The organism is Nonomuraea sp. NPDC005501, assembly GCF_040605905.1.
Classification (GTDB): Bacteria; Actinomycetota; Actinomycetes; order Streptosporangiales; family Streptosporangiaceae; genus Nonomuraea.
This window is the reverse complement of the sequence record NZ_JBEXDT010000105.1, coordinates 1-15,702: the sequence shown is the minus strand read 5'-3', so window position 1 is coordinate 15,702 and position 15,702 is coordinate 1. Positions and strand designations below refer to the sequence as shown.

Sequence of the window (15,702 nt, the reverse complement as noted above, 5' to 3'; positions counted from 1 at the left end):
TGGCCTTGAGCTTCCGGACCCCAGGCGCCGGCCGGGCGATGCGCTTGCCCCGCCGGCCGAGACTGCTTCTGCCTGTCGCGATCGCGCTCGTGGCGATCGTGGCGTTGTTCTTCCTTTTCTCCGGCATCTACACCGACTATCTGTGGTTCGACTCGGTCGACTACACCTCGGTGTTCTCCGGCGTGCTGCTGACAGAGATCGTGCTGTTCCTGGTCGGGGCGGTCCTGATGGTCGGCATCGTCGGCGGCAACATGCTGCTGGCCTTCCGCACCCGGCCCATGTTCGGGCCCGCCATGTTCGGCGGGGGCAGCGGCGCCGACCGCTACCGGATGGCGCTCGATCCCCACCGCAAGCTGATCTTCATCGTCGGCATGGGCATGCTCGCGCTTTTCGCGGGCTCCTCCTTGGCCGGGCAGTGGCAGACGTGGCTGGAGTTCGCCAACGGGGTGCCCTTCGGCAAGACGGACCCGTTGTTCGGGTTCGACCACTCGTTCTTCATGTTCGACTACCCGTTCATCCGGATGGTGCTGAACTTCCTGTTCACCGCCGTGATCGTCTCGATCATCCTGGCGGCGATCACGCACTACCTGTACGGCGGGTTCCGGCTCCAGTCGCCCGGCGTCCACGCCTCGCGCGCAGCGCGGGTGCACCTGTCGGTGCTGCTCGGCGTGTTCGTGCTGCTGAAGGCCGTGGCCTACTGGGTCGACCGCTACGGGCTGGTCTTCTCCGACCGCGGCTTCGTGGACGGGGCGTCCTACACCGACGTCAACGCCGTCCTCCCGGCCAAGACCATCCTGGCGATCATCGCGCTCATCTGCGCCGTGCTGTTCTTCGCCGGCGTCATACGGCCCGGCGGCATGCTCCCCGGCGTGTCGTTCGGCCTGCTGGTGCTGTCGGCCGTGCTGATCGGCGGCGTCTACCCGGCGCTGGTCGAGCAGTTCCAGGTCAAGCCCAACCAGCAGCTCAAGGAAGCCGCCTACATCGACCGCAACATCAAGGCCACCCGCGAGGCGTACGGCGTCGACGGCACCGAGATCCTGCAGTACTCCGCGGAGTCCGACCCGGCCAAGGTGAAGACCGACGGCGACGCGTCCGTGAGCGGGGTGCGGCTGCTCGACCCGGCGCTGGTGTCGTCCACGTTCGACCAGACGCAGCGCATCCGCGGCTTCTACGGCTTCTCGGAGCAGCTCGACGTCGACCGCTACAAGGACGCGAGCGGCAAGCTGGTCGACCACGTCGTCGGCGTCCGTGAGCTGCTCGCCTCCCCCGAGGGCCCGAGCAACTGGATCAACGAGGCGCTGGTCTACACCCACGGCTACGGCATCGTCGCGGCGCCCGGCAACGAGGTCGACTACGGCGGCCTGCCGGCCTACGACGCCAAGGACATGCCGGTCACCGGCCCGCTGGTCAACTCCACCAAGCTGACGGAGTCGCGCGTCTACTTCGGCGAGAACAGCTCCAACGAGTACGTCATCGCCGGCGGCAACCCCAGCAACCCGCAGGAGCTCGACTACCCCGAGACCGGCGGCACCGGCCAGAAGAACACCACCTACGCGGGCAAGGGCGGCGTCCCGGTCGGCTCGTTCATCAACCGGCTCGTCTACGCGGCGAAGTACGGCGAGAAGAACATCCTGCTGTCGGGCGACGTCAACGACAGCTCGAAGATCCTGTACGTGCGCAACCCGCGGGAGCGGGTCGAGAAGGTGGCGCCGTTCCTGACCCTCGACGGCAACCCGTACCCGGCGATCGTGGACGGGCGCGTCACCTGGATCATCGACGGGTACACGACCTCGAACGAGTACCCGTACTCCCAGAGCGAGAGCCTGGGCGACATGACCCGTGACACGGCCGTCGACCGGCGGCTGGTCGCCCAGCAGCCGCAGGACAACATCAACTACATCCGCAACTCGGTGAAGGCCACGGTCGACGCCTACGACGGCACGGTCACGCTCTACGCCTGGGACGACAAGGACCCGGTGCTCAAGACGTGGGGCAAGGCGTTCCCCGGCATCCTGCAGCCGGCCTCCAAGATGAGCCCCGACCTGCAGAGCCACGTGCGCTACCCCGAGGACCTGTTCAAGGTGCAGCGCTACACGCTCTCGCGCTACCACATCACGAACGCCGCGGCCTTCTACAGCAACCAGGACGCCTGGAACGTCCCGAGCGACCCGTCGCAGGGCAACCAGTCGATCAAGCAGCCGCCGTACTACCTGACCACCACGATGCCGGTCCAGGACGCCAAGCCGTCGTTCTCGCTGACGACGACGTTCGTCCCCAGGGAGGGCCCGAACCTGGCGGCGTTCATGGCGGCCGGGTCCACGGTGGGCCAGGACTACGGAAAGCTGCGCATCCTGCGCATGCCGTCCAACACCGCGATCCCGGGTCCGGGCCAGGCGCAGAACAACTTCCAGAACAAGTTCTCCGGCGAGCTCGGCCCGCTGGGCCTCGGCAACGCCAACGTCAGGTACGGCAACCTGCTCACGCTGCCCTACGCGGGCGGGCTGATCTACATCGAGCCCGTGTACGTCCAGACCAAGGCCGGCACCGGCCAGGAGCCGTACCCGATCCTGCGGCGGGTCCTGGTGGCGTTCGGCAACAAGGTGGGCTCGGGCGACAAGCTGGAGGACGCGCTCGCGCAGGTCTTCGGCGAGAGCCAGCAGCAGGCGCAGCCCAACGACCAGCAGCAGGCCCAGCCCAACCAGCAGACGACGGCGCTGGCCCAGGCCATCACCACGGCGCAGAAGGCCTACCAGGACGCCCAGAACGCCCTGAAGGCCAACCCGCCGAACTGGGAGGAGTACGGCAAGGCGCAGAAGCGGCTGGACGAGGCGCTGAAGGCGCTGCAGGGCATCGGCACCCCGGCGCCCACCACCACGACGTCCCCGTCGCCGGCGCCCTCGGGGACGCCGGCGCCGACGGGGAGTCCGGCGCCCACGCCGAGCGCGACGCCCACCTCGTCGGCCTCGGCGACACCGCAAGGGGGGACGTAGCCCCGTTGATTTGCCACCACCCCGCGATCCCTATAGTCTTTAGACACACACCGACGCGGGGTGGAGCAGTTCGGTAGCTCGCTGGGCTCATAACCCAGAGGTCGCAGGTTCAAATCCTGCCCCCGCTACCAGAGCAGAGGCCCGGAGGATTTCCTCCGGGTCTCTGCTTTTGCGTACGCAGCGCTCCTGTTAATGCAACGCTCCTGTGAATGCAACGCTTCTGTGAATGCGGCGACGCCCTGCTTCGGTGAACGGCGTCACAGGCGCGGCGCTCTGTTTCCCGTGGGTGCGGCAACGGCGCGGCGTTCCTTTTGCCACAACGCCGGTATCCCTATAGGCTTCAGGTACACACCGACGCGGGGTGGAGCAGTTCGGTAGCTCGCTGGGCTCATAACCCAGAGGTCGTAGGTTCAAATCCTGCCCCCGCTACCAGATCAGAGGCCCGGAGGATTTCCTCCGGGCCTCTGCTTTTGTGCACCACGCAGCGCTTCAAGAACACGGCGCTTCAAGAACACGGCGCTTCAAGAACGCAGCGCTTCGTGAGCGCAGCGACGCTCCGCTTTCGTGAACGGCGTCACAGGCGCGGCGCTCTGCTCTTCGGTGGGTGCGTCAACGGCGCGGCCTTTCTGTGACGTCATTCACATAAAGGCGGTTATTTACGCGAAAGTCATGGAGTAGATGCGGCGCGGCAGGCCGTGAAAGTCGGCCAGGCGTTCCAGGGTGAGGCCGTTCTTCTCCGCGACGCGCTGAGAGGGGACGTTGTCCGGGTGGATGATCGAGATCAGCCGGTCCACCCCGAGGACGTCCCGCGCGTGGTCGCGGCAGGCCGCGGCGGCCTCCGTGGCGTACCCCCTGCCCTGAAGGGCCGTCGGCACCAGGTAGCCGACCTCGATGAAGTCCTCGCCCTCGATCGTCTGCCGGACCAGGCCGCAGTTGCCGGCGAACTCGCCCGTCTCGCGCACCGTGAGCAGCCATAGCCCGTGGCCGTGCTCGGCGTAGCTGCGCAGGCCGGCCTCGATCCAGCGCCCGGCCTCCTCGCGCGTCCTGGTGCGGGGGTAGTAGCGCATCACCTCCGGATCGCCGAGCAGGGCGGCCATGTCGTCGAGGTCATCCGGTGTCATCTCGCGGAAGCCGAGCCGGGCCGTGGGGGCCGGGAGGCGGTGTTCGCTGGTCACGCGGGAGTTGGTCCCTTCTGAAGGGGTCTGCGGTCAGGTGTTTACAAGCTGACTGTGGTAGTAAAGGTGGCCAATGTTGCATATGAGGCATGAGGGATCAACATGACAACGCTAAGCCGGCGACGCCTGCTCCAGACGGGCGCCGCGGCCGTGCCCGCCATCGCGCTCGGATCGCGGCCCGCCCAGGCGGCGTCCGGCTCCTTGCTGGTCACCGGGGTCGTGCCGGCCGCGATGGCCGGGTTCGACACGGCGATGAAGAAGTTCATCACCGAGCGGGACATCTCCTGTGCCCAGCTCGCGGTGGCCAAGAACGGCAAGATCCTGCTGGCCCGTGGCTACGGCGTCTACACCAAGAACAGCAGCCTCATCCGGGTGCAGCCGACGTCGTTGTTCCGGATCGCCAGCCTGAGCAAGAACATCACCGGCGCCGCCATCGCCCGCCTCGCCCAGGACGGCAAGCTGAGCCTCGGCGCCTCGGTCACGTCGCTGCTGGGCCTGTCGGCCACGGCCGATCCCCGGCTGGCCAAGGTGACCGTGTGGCGGCTGCTCCAGCACACGGCCGGCTGGGACCGGGGCGTGTCGCCGGACCAGCTCTGGGCCGACCACACCATCGCCGCCTCGCTCGGCGTCTCGCTGCCGATCGACCACGCCGACATCATCAAGTGGGCCACGGCCAGGAAGCTCGACTTCGACCCGGGCACCAAGTACGTCTACAGCAACTACGGCTACATGCTGCTCGGCCGGATCATCGAGAAGGTCTCCGGGATGAGCTACGAGTCGTACGTCAAGCAGAAGCTGCTGGCGCCGGCCGGCATCACCCGGATGCGGCTCGGCCGCAGCCTCCTGGCGGAGACCGGGACCAGCGAGGTGACCTACACCTCGAAGTTCACCAACAAGACCGTGCTGAACGACTCGGGCACCGTCGTGCCGTACCCCTACGGCGGCTTCAACATGCCCAACCAGGACGCGAACGGCGGCTGGCTGGCCTCGGCCGTCGACATGGTCAAGTGGGGCTTCGTCTTCGACAAGGCCGGGACGGTGCTGAACTCCACGTCGCTCTCCCGGGTCTTCGCCAAGCCCGAGATCGGCGTCAACTCCAACGGCTCCTGGTACGGCTTCGGCTGGAGCGTGCGCAACAACAATGTCGGGACCCTGAACACCTGGCACAACGGGTCGATGCCGGGCACGTTCAGCTTCCTGGCGCGGGTGCAGAACGGCGTCAGTTACTGCGCGATCTTCAACCGGCGTGAGGAGACGGGCAGCCCGGACTTCGACTCGATCGACCCGATCCTCGGGCAGGCGATCGGCACCGTGAAGACGTGGCCGACGACGGACCTCGCCCCCCGGTACTTCTAGCACTTCTGACTCCACCGCACTTCTGACTGCACGGCACTTGTGACTGCACGAGCAAGGGGCCGGGCGCGATGATCGCGCCCGGCCCCTTGTGTGTTCACGGATTCCCGCGAGGGGTCAGGTGTGGACGGGAGATCCTGCGCCGGCGGCAGGATCTCCGCGTCACGCCTGCAGGCTCAGAGCCCTGCGGAGCCGCTCGTTGGCTCGCTGGACCTGTCGCCGCGCCCGCTCCACGCGCTGGAGGCGGGAGATCAGGCGCTGCTCCTCCGCCTCGCGGTGGAGGGTTTGTATTCGGTCGTTGACCATGTCATGGCTGAGATACGGGACTTCCAGGCTGTGGGACATTCTGGTGCTCATGCGCTTTTCTGCTCTCTGGTGATGTGGCGTGAAAGGGATGTCAGGCAGCGACCGGGTGCTTGCGGGGACGCCCGCGGGGACGCTTGCGGGGGACGATGGCCCCCCGGAGGACCAGCTCGCCGCCCCAGACGCCCCACGGCTCCTCGCGCTCGAGCGCGCGGGCCAGGCAGGCCTTCTGGATGGGGCAGCCGCCGCAGAGCGCCTTGGCGAACTCCACGTCTTCCGGCGACTCGGCGAACCACAGGTCGGGGTCGGTACGACAGGGGATCTTGGCTTCGTCGATCAGGTCCATGATCGTCTTGGCCCCCATCTGCTTCTCCTTTTGATCGAACTTGTAGATCTTGGTCGGCACCTCGAGGTGGTCGGGGATCACGGACAAACAAGAAGGCCGCGGATCCTTGGTGCGGATCCGCGGCCTGGAGGCTGCTCTTGTGCCGGTCAGGTTATGACCGGAACATCCCTCCAGGGTTGCGGACCGCGCATTCCACCCTTGGTGATCTGCTGGGTCGGCACGTCGGTGCCTGCTGCGAAGACAGGAGCGCTCTTGGCGTCGGCACCGAGGTGGACGCGCGGGTAGGCGGGGGCCTGGCTACGGGCAGACTTCTCCTGCAGCGGCTTGGCGGGACCATTGGCCAGTCTCACCGAGTCACGGCATGCGGAGGCGAGCCACTGCGTGGCCGACATGTCGATGCTGATCACTGGGACTCACCTCCACTCTGGGATCGCCGGACAGGACCGTCCGACTTGCTTGACCATGACCCTAAACCGGGAACGCAGAACCCGGCAACCTATTTTCGACCTGCGATTTCACGACTTCGTGACACGGATCATCGCCTCCTGCACGACGGACACCACGAGGTCACCCGACGCGGTGAACATCTCACCACGCGCGAGCCCCCGCGCCCCTCCGGCCCACGGTGACTGCTGCGCGTACAGGAGCCAGTCGTCGGAACGGAACGGCCGGTGGAACCACATGGCGTGGTCCAGCGAGGCGCCCTGGATGTCGGAGGCGCCCCAGGCCATGCCGTGGGCGAGCAGGACCGTGTCGACGAGCGTGAAATCGGAGGCGTAGGCGGCCAGCACCACGTGCAGCAGCGGGTCGTCGGGCAGCTCGGCGTCGTAGCGGAACCACACGTTCGTCTTCGCGCTGCGCAGCTCGGGGTTGCGGTGGGCCTCCCAGGTCAGCGGCGTGGCGTAGCGGGCGTCCACCGGTCTGGGCCGCGACAGCCAGTCGCGGTACTCCGGCCGGTCTCCCACCAGCGCGTACATGCGGTCCTGGAACGTCGGCAGCGTCTCGGGGCCGGGCACCTCCGGCAGGTCCGTCGCCTGATGCTCCAGCCCCTCCTCGAAGATGTGGAACGAGGCCGACATCGTGAAGATGGCCTTGCCGTGCTGGACCGCCACGACCCGGCGCGTGGTGAAGGAGCGCCCGTCGCGCACCCGCTCGACGTTGTAGACGATCGGGATGGACGGATCGCCGGGCCTGATGAAGTAGGCGTGCAGCGAGTGCACCGCCCGGTCCGGCGGCGCCGTGCGACCGGCCGCGACCAGCGCCTGCGCGGCGACCTGACCGCCGAAGACCCGCTGGATGCGCTCCTCGGGGCTGCGCCCGCGGAAGATGTCGAGCTCGATCTGCTCAAGGTCGAGCAGGTCGAGCAGCTCCTTCAGCGCCTCGTTCACGGGTCCCCCTCGGGATGAGCCATTAGTACGGCAAGTGTGACTTGTCGCCCATCTCTTACCAAACTTGGGTCAGCGGTACGTCAGCCGAGGTCGGGACTAGGAGGCCCCGCGGCACAACGACAGAACCGCCTCCCCGTACCGGTCGAGCTTGACGCGCCCGACGCCGGCGATCGACAGCAGCTCCTGCTCGGTGCGCGGCGCCCGCTCGGCGATCGCCTGCAACGTCACGTCCGTGAAGACGACGTACGGCGGGATCTTCGCGTCCTTGGCCGCGGCCGTGCGCCACGCCTTCAGGCTCTCCAGCAGCTCCTCGTCGTAGTCGGCCGGGCAGGAGGCGCAGCGGCCCAGCTTCTGCTCGGCCGCCGCCGTGAGCGTCTTCGCGCAGACCCGGCAGCTCACCGGCGCGGCCACCTGACGGCGTTCCTTCGCCGCGCCCGGCGCGCGCGAGGCCGCCGGGGCGCGGCCGGTCAGGCCGTCGAGGAAGCGGGAGGGCCGGCGGCCCTTGCGCCCGCCCGGCGCGCGCGACAGCGCCCACGACAGCGCCAGATGATGACGGGCGCGGGTGATGCCGACATAGAGCAGGCGGCGCTCCTCCTCGATCTGCTCGGGCGTCTCGGCGTAGATGATCGGCAGCATGCCGTCGGTGAGGCCCACCAGGAAGACGGCGTCCCACTCCAGGCCCTTGGCGGCGTGCAGGGAGGCCAGCGTGACGCCCTCGACCGGCGGCGCGTGCTGCTCGGAGGCGCGCCGCTCCAGCTCGCCGACGAACACCGGCAGGTCGGCGCCGTCGGCCGCCATGTCCTCGGCCAGGTCGGCCAGCGCCTTCAGCGACTCCCACTTCTCGCGGGCCTTGCCTCCGCCGGGCGGCGACGGGGTCAGGCCGAGGCCCGCGAGGATGTGGTGGACCTCCGAGGCCAGCGGCTCGCCCCACGCCGAGCGGGCCGCGCCGCGCAGCAGGACGACGGCCTGGCGCACCTCCGGTCGCTCGAAGAAGCGCTCCGCGCCGCGCACCACGTACGGCAGGTCCGCCTTGGCCAGCGCCTCCTCGTACGCCTCCGACTGGGAGTTGGTGCGGAACAGCACGGCGATCTCGCGGGACGGCACGCCCTGGTCGAGCAGCTTCCTGATCGCCCGGGCGACCCCGGCGGCCTCGGCCGGCTCGTCGTCGTACTCGTGGAAGCCCGGCCTGGGCCCGTCGGGCCGCTGCGCGACCAGCTCCAGGCGGTGCGGCGAGCGGCCCTTGGCGATGACGAGGTTGGCCAGATCCACCACCTGCGGGGTCGAGCGGTAGTCGCGCACCAGCTTGATCACGGCGGCGTCGGGGTGCTCGACGGCGAACCCGGTCAGGTAGCGCGGGGTGGCGCCGGTGAAGGAGTAGATGGTCTGGTTGGGGTCGCCGACCACGCACACGTCGTCGCGCCCGCCGAGCCAGGTGTCGAGCAGCAGCTTCTGCAGCGGGTTGACGTCCTGGTACTCGTCGACGACGAAGTAGCGGTACTGCTGACGGATCTGCGCCGCCACCTCCTGGTGCTCGGTCATCACCGCCGCGGTCAGCTCCAGGATCGTCTCGAAGTCGACCAGGTGCCGCTCGCGCCTGATCCGCTCGTACGCCTCGTAGAGCCGCGCCACCTCCTCGGCCGGCACCGGCGGGGTGCGGTTGTGCTTGGCGGCCGCGGCCACGTAGTCCTCGGGGCCGATCTGCGTGACCTTGGCCCACTCCACCTCGGCCGCGAGGTCGCGCAGCTCCGACCGGTCCGCGCCGCGGCGGAGCTGCCGGCAGGCCTCCGCGAGGACGGGCAGCTTGGACTCGATCACCGACGGCGCCTCGCCGCCGATCACCCGCGGCCAGAAGTAGGTGAGCTGGCGCAGCGCCGCCGCGTGGAACGTGCGCGCCTGCACCCCCGGCGCGCCCAGCGCCCGCAGCCGCTGCCGCAGCTCCCCCGCCGCCCGTGTGGTGAAAGTCACCGCCAGCACGCTCGGCGCGTCGACCACCCCGCTGCGCACCGCGTGCGCGATGCGGTGGGTGATCGCGCGTGTCTTGCCGGTGCCCGCACCAGCCAGAACGCACACGGGCCCGCGCACGGCCTCGGCGACCGCGCGCTGCTCGGGGTCGAGGCCCGACAGGACGTCATCCACGCTGCTCACCTGTCAATCCTCCCAGCCGGTGGCGCTTACCCGTCCATTCTGGCAACATGCGGCCCGTCATCCGTTCATCGTCACCGAGATGCAAAGAACTGGTCTTTTCCCTCACAATGGGGCCCGACCACGTGCATGGGGGAAAGGGAAGACCGTGCGCACTGCGGTTCTCGTGGGGGCTCTCGCGCTCGCCGCCGTCACCGTCACCACACCGGCCACCGCCGAGGCGGCCAAGGATCCGACACCGGCCCCGGTGTCCACGTCCGACCTGTCCACGTTGAGCGGCCTGTCGTACGAGACCGTCTCCTACGGCCGGGAGCGCCGCCAGGACATGGACGTCTGGTGGACCGCGGACGGCACGCCGCGGCCGGGCGTCTTCCTCATCCACGGTGGCTGGTGGTCCAGCGGCGACAAGCGGCAGATGGCCACCATCGCCCGGGAGTACGCCGACGAGGGTTACACGGTCTTCAACCTCAACTACCGGCTCTCCAGCCAGGCGGCCTGGCCCGCGCAGCGCACCGACGTGCTGTCGGCCATCCAGACGGCCCGCAAGCACGCCGCCCGGTGGGACTTCGACGTGAAGAACTTCGTGGTCGTCGGCTTCTCCGCCGGCGGGCACCTGGCGGCGTCGGTCGGCACGTACGGCGACGGGATGAACGGGCTCAAGGGCGTGGTCGGCCTGTCCCCCATCGTGTCGCCGCTGCGCGCCTACACCGACGGCGCCGTCACCACCGACCCGTACAAGCGCAAGCTGCGCGCCTCGGCGATCCAGCTCGCGGGCGGGTGCGAGCCCAAGGGCCGCTGCTCGCGGATCTGGGCCAGCATGGAGGTGGCCTGGCACGCCAGCCGCCACGACGCGCCGATGCTGACGGCCCACTCGGCCGACGAGTTCGTCCCGCCGGTGCAGAGCCAGCTCCTCAAGCAGATGCTCGGCCAGGTCGGGGTGCCGGTCACGGTCATCACCACGCCGGGAACGGCGCACAGCTCGGCGATGTACCGCCAGCCGGGCGTCGCCGAGCAGGTGCACCAGTGGATCGCGGAGCGGCTCGGCGGCCAGCTCTGACCTCGCAGGAATGACGGGGGCTCCAGCCGTGTTGAAGGGAGCGGCCAGTCTCCTTGACCTTGGAGGGAATCGTCCGACATGGCGCTCACCGTCTACAGCACCACGTGGTGCGGGCCCTGCAAGTGGCTGAAGTCGCAGCTCACCCGTGAGGGCATCCCCTTCGAAGAGGTCGACATCGAGCGTGACCCCGCGGCGGCGGAGTTCGTGATGAGCGTGAACAACGGCAACCAGACCGTGCCGACGGTCGTCATCGAGACCCCGTCGGGCCGCGTCGTCCGCACCAACCCGTCGGCCCGCGAGGTGAAGGCGCTCCTCGAGGCCGCCTGACCCCCTCCGTCGCTCGTCCCTGCCCTGTCGAGGGACGAGCGACGTGGTAGAACTGGTCCTGAGGACCTGGGTGCCAAATTCACCCAGGTCCTCGTCTAGTGGGCGTGGCAGTCGATCTTGTGCTCCAGGCGGGCGATGTCGCCCTTGAGCTCGGTGCGGACGCTACGGATCTCGTCCCTGAGCTCGGTGCGCACATTGGTGATCTCGTGCTTGAGCTCGGTGCGGACGTCGGCGATGTCCTGCTTGAGCTCGGTGCGGACGTCGGCGATGTCCTGCTTGAGCTCCGTGCGGACGTCGGCGATGTCCTGCTTGAGCTCGATGCGGACGCCTATGATTTCTCGCTTGAGCTCCACCACCGCGTCGGTGATCGCGTTGGTGACCGCATGGATGATGCGCTTCTCGGAAGCTTCGACCTTGACGTCCATTCGCGCTTCAGCCGCGGAATGCTGGATCGCGATCTTCTGACGCTCGAGATCGAGGATTTCCTGCATGTGAGAGTCGTTCATGGGCATGACTTTAGCCTCCCGCTACCGAAGGTGTCTTCGAATCTACGCTAAGTAGCCGGGGCTTACCAGTCGCCGGAGAGGCGGTCGCCGTACCAGGTCTCGATGAGGCGGCGGGCGATGGAGACGGGCGGCGGGAGGCGGAGCTCGCCGGAGGCGATGGCCTGGGTGAGCTCCTCGCGGGAGAACCAGCGGGCCTCGACGATCTCCTCCGCGTCGGGAGTGAGCGTGGTCGTCAGGGCCTCGGCGAAGAAGCCCAGCATGAGGCTGCGCGGGAACGGCCAGGGCTGGCTGCCCAGGTAGCGCGGCCTGGCGACCTGGATGCCGACCTCCTCGGCGACCTCCCTGATCACCGCGTGCTCCAGCGACTCGCCGGGCTCCACGAAGCCGGCCAGGATCGACATGCGGCCCTCCGGCCACTGCGGGCCGCGGGCCAGCAGGCAGCGGTCGTCCTGGTCGCGCACCAGCATGATCACGGCCGGGTCGACGCGCGGGAAGTGCTGGCTGGAGTCGCGTGGGCAGACCCGGACGTGGCCGCCGGCGCGCACCTCGGTGCGGTTGCCGCAGCGGGGGCAGAACTCGTGGGCCGAGTGCCACGCCTCCAGCGCCACCGCGTGGACGAGCAGTCCGGCGTCGCGGTCGCCGAGCAGGCCGCCCGCCTGGCGCAGGCCCGCGGAGACGGTCTCGCCCTCGGGCGCGTCGAGCGGGCTCATCGGGACCGTGACACGGCCGTTGCCGTCGCCGGTGACTCCTCCGGGCAGCGGCGCCGCCACCGCGAAGTAGGCGACGTCGCCCTCGACGCCGAGCAGGTAGCGCTCCCCGGCCGGCGCCTCCTCCGGGCCGAACAGCACCGCCCGCACCTCATCGCCGGAGCGCCGGACGAGCGTCTGGCCGTCCTGGATCACCAGCACCCGGGTCGTCGGCGCGGCCCAGGCACGTTCCAGCCACGCGTCGTCGGCGCGCAGCGCGGACGACCGGTCGATGGTGCCGCGTGCGAGGAGCAGCGGTCCGATCAGTTGCTCTTCCGCTCTCGTCTCCACGGGCCCACCCTTCCAAGTTCCGGATGTCATCCTATGACCCCGGCGTTAGCCTGAGGTTGCGGTATGGGGGCTCGGCGGTGATCGTCGAGGGGCTAGGATCTGCGGTTAGGTAAGCCTTACCTGATCACATCCGGGGGTGCCACGCTTGCGGCTGTACCTGACCGCTCTCAAGCCGACCGACTCGGTGACCGACGGGTTCCTCCCGGCCGCCCGCGCGCTGGGCTGTGAGGTGACGATCCTCACCGACCGCCCCGAACGGCATCCGGACGCCGTCGGCTGCGACGTGCGCGACCCGCGCGCCCTCGTCGACGCCATCGCCGTTCTCGGCCAGCCCGACGCGATCTTCTCCAACTCCGACCACCTCCAGGCGGAGACCGCGCTGGCCGCCGCCTACTTCGGGCTGCCGGGCAAGGACTGGCGGGCGTGCCTGTCGGCGAAGAACAAGTTCCTGACGCGGCGCGTCCTCGCCGAGGCCGGGGTCGAGCGGGTCCGGTCCGTACGGCTGGCCCCGGGCGACGCCGTGCCGGACGGACTGCCGTACCCGCTGGTCGTCAAGCCGCGCGAGGGGGTGGCCAGCGAGGACGTGATGCTGGTCGAGAGCGACCTGGCCGGAGCGGTGGCGGAGGTCAGGCGGCGGCGGCCGGGCGAGGCGCTGGTCGTGGAGGAGTACCTGGAAGGCCCGCTGCGCACGCTGGAGACGCTGGGCGACGGGTCGGCGATCCGGGTGCTGGGCGGGTTCGCGACGACGCTGGGGCCGCTGCCGCACTTCGTCGAGGAGCGGCTGGACTGGGCGCCGGACGGCCCGCACGAGCATGTGCTGGCCGTGCTGGCGGCGCTGGGCGCGGGGTTCGGCGCGTGTCACACCGAGTACGTCGTCACCGCGGACGGGCCGCGGGTGGTCGAGGTGAACTACCGGCTGATCGGCGACCACTGCGACTTCCTGCTCGCCGACGTGCTGGGGGTGCCGTTGTTCGAGTGGATCCTGCGGGTGCACCTCGGGGAGCCGCTGTCCGCCCTGCCGGAGACGCCCCACGGCTCCGGGTACGGCAGCGCGGTGAGCTTGGTGGCGGACCGGTCGGGGACGATCACGTCCGCGCCGGGTGCGGAGACCGTCGTGTCGGACGGCGTGCGGCTCTGGCACCGGCCGTTGCGCTCGGCCGGTGACGTGGTGGAGCGCACCCACACCAACCGCGACTACCTGGGCGTGATCCGCGCCGTGGGGCCCGACCGCGACCGGGTGGAGGCGGCCATCGGCGGCTATCGGGCGGCCCGGCCGTGGGTGATCGCGTGAAGGCCGTACGCGACCGGGACGTGCGGGGTCCGGCGAACGACGCGCGCGGTCGGGCGGGCGGCGTGGGCGATCAAACGGGCGACCGGGCGGGCGACCGAGCGGGCGAGCAGGTGGGCGATCGGGTGGACGGGCACCGGGTGGGGCGGGAGGCGGAGCTGGCGGCTCGGGTGCTGAACGCGCTGCTGCGCGAGGACTACGGCCGCCTGTCGGCGCGGGTCACCCGCAGCCGCGACGGCGTGGGGCTGCTGCTCGCCGGGGACCGGGTGGTGCGGCTGGCGCCGGGCGCGCTGTTCCAGGACTTCGTGGTCGCGCCCGGCGAGCGGCTGACGCTGGCCGAGGTGCTCGGCACGCTCAGGGCGGTGGCCGACCCGGCCGACGCCGAAGGGGTGGCCGTCTTCGCCGAGGAGTGCGCCCAGGCCCTGACCGCCTGGGACCTGCACGACGAGCACGCCGCCGCGGTGCTGGCCCGCGGGCCGTCGTACGAGACGCTGGCCGCGTTCGCCGACCACCCGGTGTACCCGACGTCCCGGGCCCGGCTCGGCCTGTCGGCCGATGACCTGCTCGCGTACGCGCCGGAGTTCGCCCCCGCGTTCGAGCTGCGCTGGGCCGCGGTGCCGCGCGCCCTGCTCGCGCCCGGCTCCGCCGCGCTGCCGCCCGACCTGACGCCCCCGCTGCCCGCGCCCGGCCCGGACGAGGTGCTGTTCCCCGTGCACCCCCTGGCGGTGGACGAGGTGCGGCGGATCGAGGGGGTACGGCTGCTGGACGAGCCGTGGACGACCGTACGGCCGACCCTGTCGATGCGCACGGTGGAGGTCGCCCCGCGCACCCACCTCAAGCTGCCCGTCCCCACGAGCACGCTCGGGGCGCGCAACCGGCGCTCCATCAAGCCGGGCACGCTGCGCGACGGGGCCGCGGCCGAGCTGCTGCTGCGGCGGCTGGCCGGTCCGGGTGTGCTGGTCGCCGACGAGCAGACGTACGCGCACGCCGGCCACGAGTACCTCGCGTGGATGGTGCGCCGGCTGCCCGAGGGCGTGATCGTGCCGGTCGCGGCGCTCAACGCCCCCGGCGTCCTGGCCGAGCTGGACGAAAGGACGGGCGGCGACGTGCTGCCCGCCTACCTGCGGCTGCTGCTCGGCTGGAACGTGCGGCTGTTCGTCCGCTACGGCGTCGCCCTGGAGGCCCACCAGCAGAACCTGGCGCTCGTCCTCCGCGACGGCCGCGTGGACCTGCTCGTCAAGGACAACGACGGGCTGCTCGCCTCACCCGCCCGCCTCGCAGCGGCCGGCGTCGGGACGCCCGCCTTCGCCGACGAGCGGATGCTGACCGACGACCCGCACGCGCTGGCGGACGTGTTCGTCACCATCACCCTGCACCTGGCCGCCGCGGCCGTCGTCTTCGGCGCCCTGCCGCACCGGCGGGCCGCCGCCCTGCTGCGCGACACGCTGGCCGAGGCGCTCGACGAGCACGGCGACGACCCCATGGCCCGGCTGCTGCGGGCCCGGACCCTGGAGGCGGCGCGGCTCACCGGCAAGTCGATGATCACCGCCGGGACGCTGGTGGCCAAGGAGCGGTCGGGCGCCCGCGACGTCAACAAGTTCTACGGCACCAGCGGGCCCAACTACCTGAGGAGAGCTTGACATGCACGGTCTGGTCCTCGGCGCGCCCAGCTCACCGGCCGAGGAGGCGACGCTGGCCGCGCTGCTGCGCTGCTGCGTGCGGGAGGTGGCCGGGCCGCGCGGCCTGGTGTGGCCCGCGCCGCCGTACGTGCTGCTGCGGGTGGGGGGCAC

The 15,702-nt window shown here is 70.2% G+C and carries 14 protein-coding genes and 2 tRNA genes; 8 read left to right on the top strand and 8 right to left on the bottom strand.

All coding sequences use genetic code 11. The features are described 5' to 3' along the window. Positions 1 to 38: 38 nt before the first annotated feature. From ABZS51_RS35845 to ABZS51_RS35835, 3 genes are all read left to right on the top strand, one after another. Positions 39 to 2,990 carry a UPF0182 family protein gene (locus tag ABZS51_RS35845; RefSeq protein WP_355450752.1) on the top strand — a complete coding sequence of 984 codons (2,952 nt, stop codon included), beginning with the start codon at positions 39 to 41 and terminating at the stop codon, positions 2,988 to 2,990. Positions 2,991 to 3,044: 54 nt separating this feature from the next. Beyond that, positions 3,045 to 3,121 (top strand) — tRNA-Met (locus ABZS51_RS35840). Between the two features lie 224 nt (positions 3,122 to 3,345). Continuing rightward, positions 3,346 to 3,422, top strand: a tRNA-Met gene (locus tag ABZS51_RS35835). Positions 3,423 to 3,646: 224 nt separating this feature from the next. Here ABZS51_RS35835 and ABZS51_RS35830 read toward each other — a convergent pair. Continuing rightward, entirely contained in the window at positions 3,647 to 4,165 is a 519-nt protein-coding gene (locus tag ABZS51_RS35830; protein ID WP_355450749.1) for a GNAT family N-acetyltransferase, read from the bottom strand. A gap of 102 nt (positions 4,166 to 4,267) precedes the next feature. Here ABZS51_RS35830 and ABZS51_RS35825 point away from each other — a divergent pair, with 102 nt between their 5' ends. Beyond that, positions 4,268 to 5,521 carry a serine hydrolase domain-containing protein gene (locus tag ABZS51_RS35825; protein WP_355450747.1) on the top strand — a complete coding sequence of 418 codons (1,254 nt, stop codon included), beginning with the start codon at positions 4,268 to 4,270 and terminating at the stop codon, positions 5,519 to 5,521. 159 nt (positions 5,522 to 5,680) lie between these two features. On the opposite strand, the gene ABZS51_RS35820 is transcribed toward ABZS51_RS35825, so the two are convergent. The 5 genes from ABZS51_RS35820 to ABZS51_RS35800 form a co-directional block, all read right to left on the bottom strand. Next, on the bottom strand, positions 5,681 to 5,875 hold the full coding sequence (locus ABZS51_RS35820) for a hypothetical protein (protein ID WP_355450744.1): 195 nt from the start codon (positions 5,873 to 5,875) through the stop codon (positions 5,681 to 5,683). Positions 5,876 to 5,915: 40 nt separating this feature from the next. After that, positions 5,916 to 6,185 carry a WhiB family transcriptional regulator gene (locus tag ABZS51_RS35815; protein WP_355450790.1) on the bottom strand — a complete coding sequence of 90 codons (270 nt, stop codon included), beginning with the start codon at positions 6,183 to 6,185 and terminating at the stop codon, positions 5,916 to 5,918. Positions 6,186 to 6,313: 128 nt separating this feature from the next. After that, positions 6,314 to 6,574 (bottom strand): hypothetical protein, encoded by a 261-nt coding sequence (locus ABZS51_RS35810; RefSeq protein ID WP_355450741.1) that lies wholly within the window; start codon positions 6,572 to 6,574, stop codon positions 6,314 to 6,316. Positions 6,575 to 6,682: 108 nt separating this feature from the next. After that, positions 6,683 to 7,555 carry an acyl-CoA thioesterase II gene (locus tag ABZS51_RS35805; protein ID WP_355450738.1) on the bottom strand — a complete coding sequence of 291 codons (873 nt, stop codon included), beginning with the start codon at positions 7,553 to 7,555 and terminating at the stop codon, positions 6,683 to 6,685. A gap of 96 nt (positions 7,556 to 7,651) precedes the next feature. After that, the gene (locus ABZS51_RS35800; RefSeq protein ID WP_355450787.1) at positions 7,652 to 9,691 is read right to left on the bottom strand and encodes an ATP-dependent DNA helicase UvrD2; all 2,040 of its coding nucleotides are present in this window, start codon (positions 9,689 to 9,691) and stop codon (positions 7,652 to 7,654) included. A gap of 154 nt (positions 9,692 to 9,845) precedes the next feature. Between ABZS51_RS35800 and ABZS51_RS35795 the strand changes: the two genes are divergently transcribed. Continuing rightward, positions 9,846 to 10,754, top strand: coding sequence for an alpha/beta hydrolase (locus ABZS51_RS35795; RefSeq protein ID WP_355450735.1), 909 nt, complete (start codon positions 9,846 to 9,848; stop codon positions 10,752 to 10,754). A 78-nt stretch (positions 10,755 to 10,832) separates the two neighbouring features. Continuing rightward, positions 10,833 to 11,081 (top strand): mycoredoxin, encoded by a 249-nt coding sequence (locus ABZS51_RS35790; protein WP_310713043.1) that lies wholly within the window; start codon positions 10,833 to 10,835, stop codon positions 11,079 to 11,081. A 95-nt stretch (positions 11,082 to 11,176) separates the two neighbouring features. Here the strand turns inward: ABZS51_RS35790 and ABZS51_RS35785 are convergent, their stop codons facing one another. Next, positions 11,177 to 11,587 (bottom strand): hypothetical protein, encoded by a 411-nt coding sequence (locus tag ABZS51_RS35785; RefSeq protein ID WP_355450731.1) that lies wholly within the window; start codon positions 11,585 to 11,587, stop codon positions 11,177 to 11,179. A gap of 62 nt (positions 11,588 to 11,649) precedes the next feature. Continuing rightward, on the bottom strand, positions 11,650 to 12,624 hold the full coding sequence (nudC, locus tag ABZS51_RS35780) for an NAD(+) diphosphatase (RefSeq protein ID WP_355450728.1): 975 nt from the start codon (positions 12,622 to 12,624) through the stop codon (positions 11,650 to 11,652). A 145-nt stretch (positions 12,625 to 12,769) separates the two neighbouring features. Between nudC and ABZS51_RS35775 the strand changes: the two genes are divergently transcribed. Further along, complete coding sequence (locus ABZS51_RS35775; RefSeq protein WP_355450725.1) at positions 12,770 to 13,915, top strand: siderophore biosynthesis protein; 1,146 nt, start codon at positions 12,770 to 12,772, stop codon at positions 13,913 to 13,915. Beyond that, positions 13,912 to 15,552 carry an IucA/IucC family protein gene (locus tag ABZS51_RS35770; protein ID WP_355450722.1) on the top strand — a complete coding sequence of 547 codons (1,641 nt, stop codon included), beginning with the start codon at positions 13,912 to 13,914 and terminating at the stop codon, positions 15,550 to 15,552. Before ABZS51_RS35775 ends, ABZS51_RS35770 begins: the two co-directional genes overlap by 4 nt. Positions 15,553 to 15,702: the final 150 nt, after the last annotated feature.

Excerpts from the sequence above, each read along its gene's own strand:
- ABZS51_RS35825 (WP_355450747.1), top strand. The coding sequence starts at position 4,268 with ATGACAACGCTAAGCCGGCGACGCCTGCTCCAGACGGGCGCCGCGGCC.
- ABZS51_RS35815 (WP_355450790.1), bottom strand. The coding sequence starts at position 6,185 with ATGGGGGCCAAGACGATCATGGACCTGATCGACGAAGCCAAGATCCCC.
- ABZS51_RS35845 (WP_355450752.1), top strand. The coding sequence starts at position 39 with ATGCGCTTGCCCCGCCGGCCGAGACTGCTTCTGCCTGTCGCGATCGCG.
- ABZS51_RS35790 (WP_310713043.1), top strand. The coding sequence starts at position 10,833 with ATGGCGCTCACCGTCTACAGCACCACGTGGTGCGGGCCCTGCAAGTGG.
- ABZS51_RS35820 (WP_355450744.1), bottom strand. The coding sequence starts at position 5,875 with ATGAGCACCAGAATGTCCCACAGCCTGGAAGTCCCGTATCTCAGCCAT.
- ABZS51_RS35785 (WP_355450731.1), bottom strand. The coding sequence starts at position 11,587 with ATGAACGACTCTCACATGCAGGAAATCCTCGATCTCGAGCGTCAGAAG.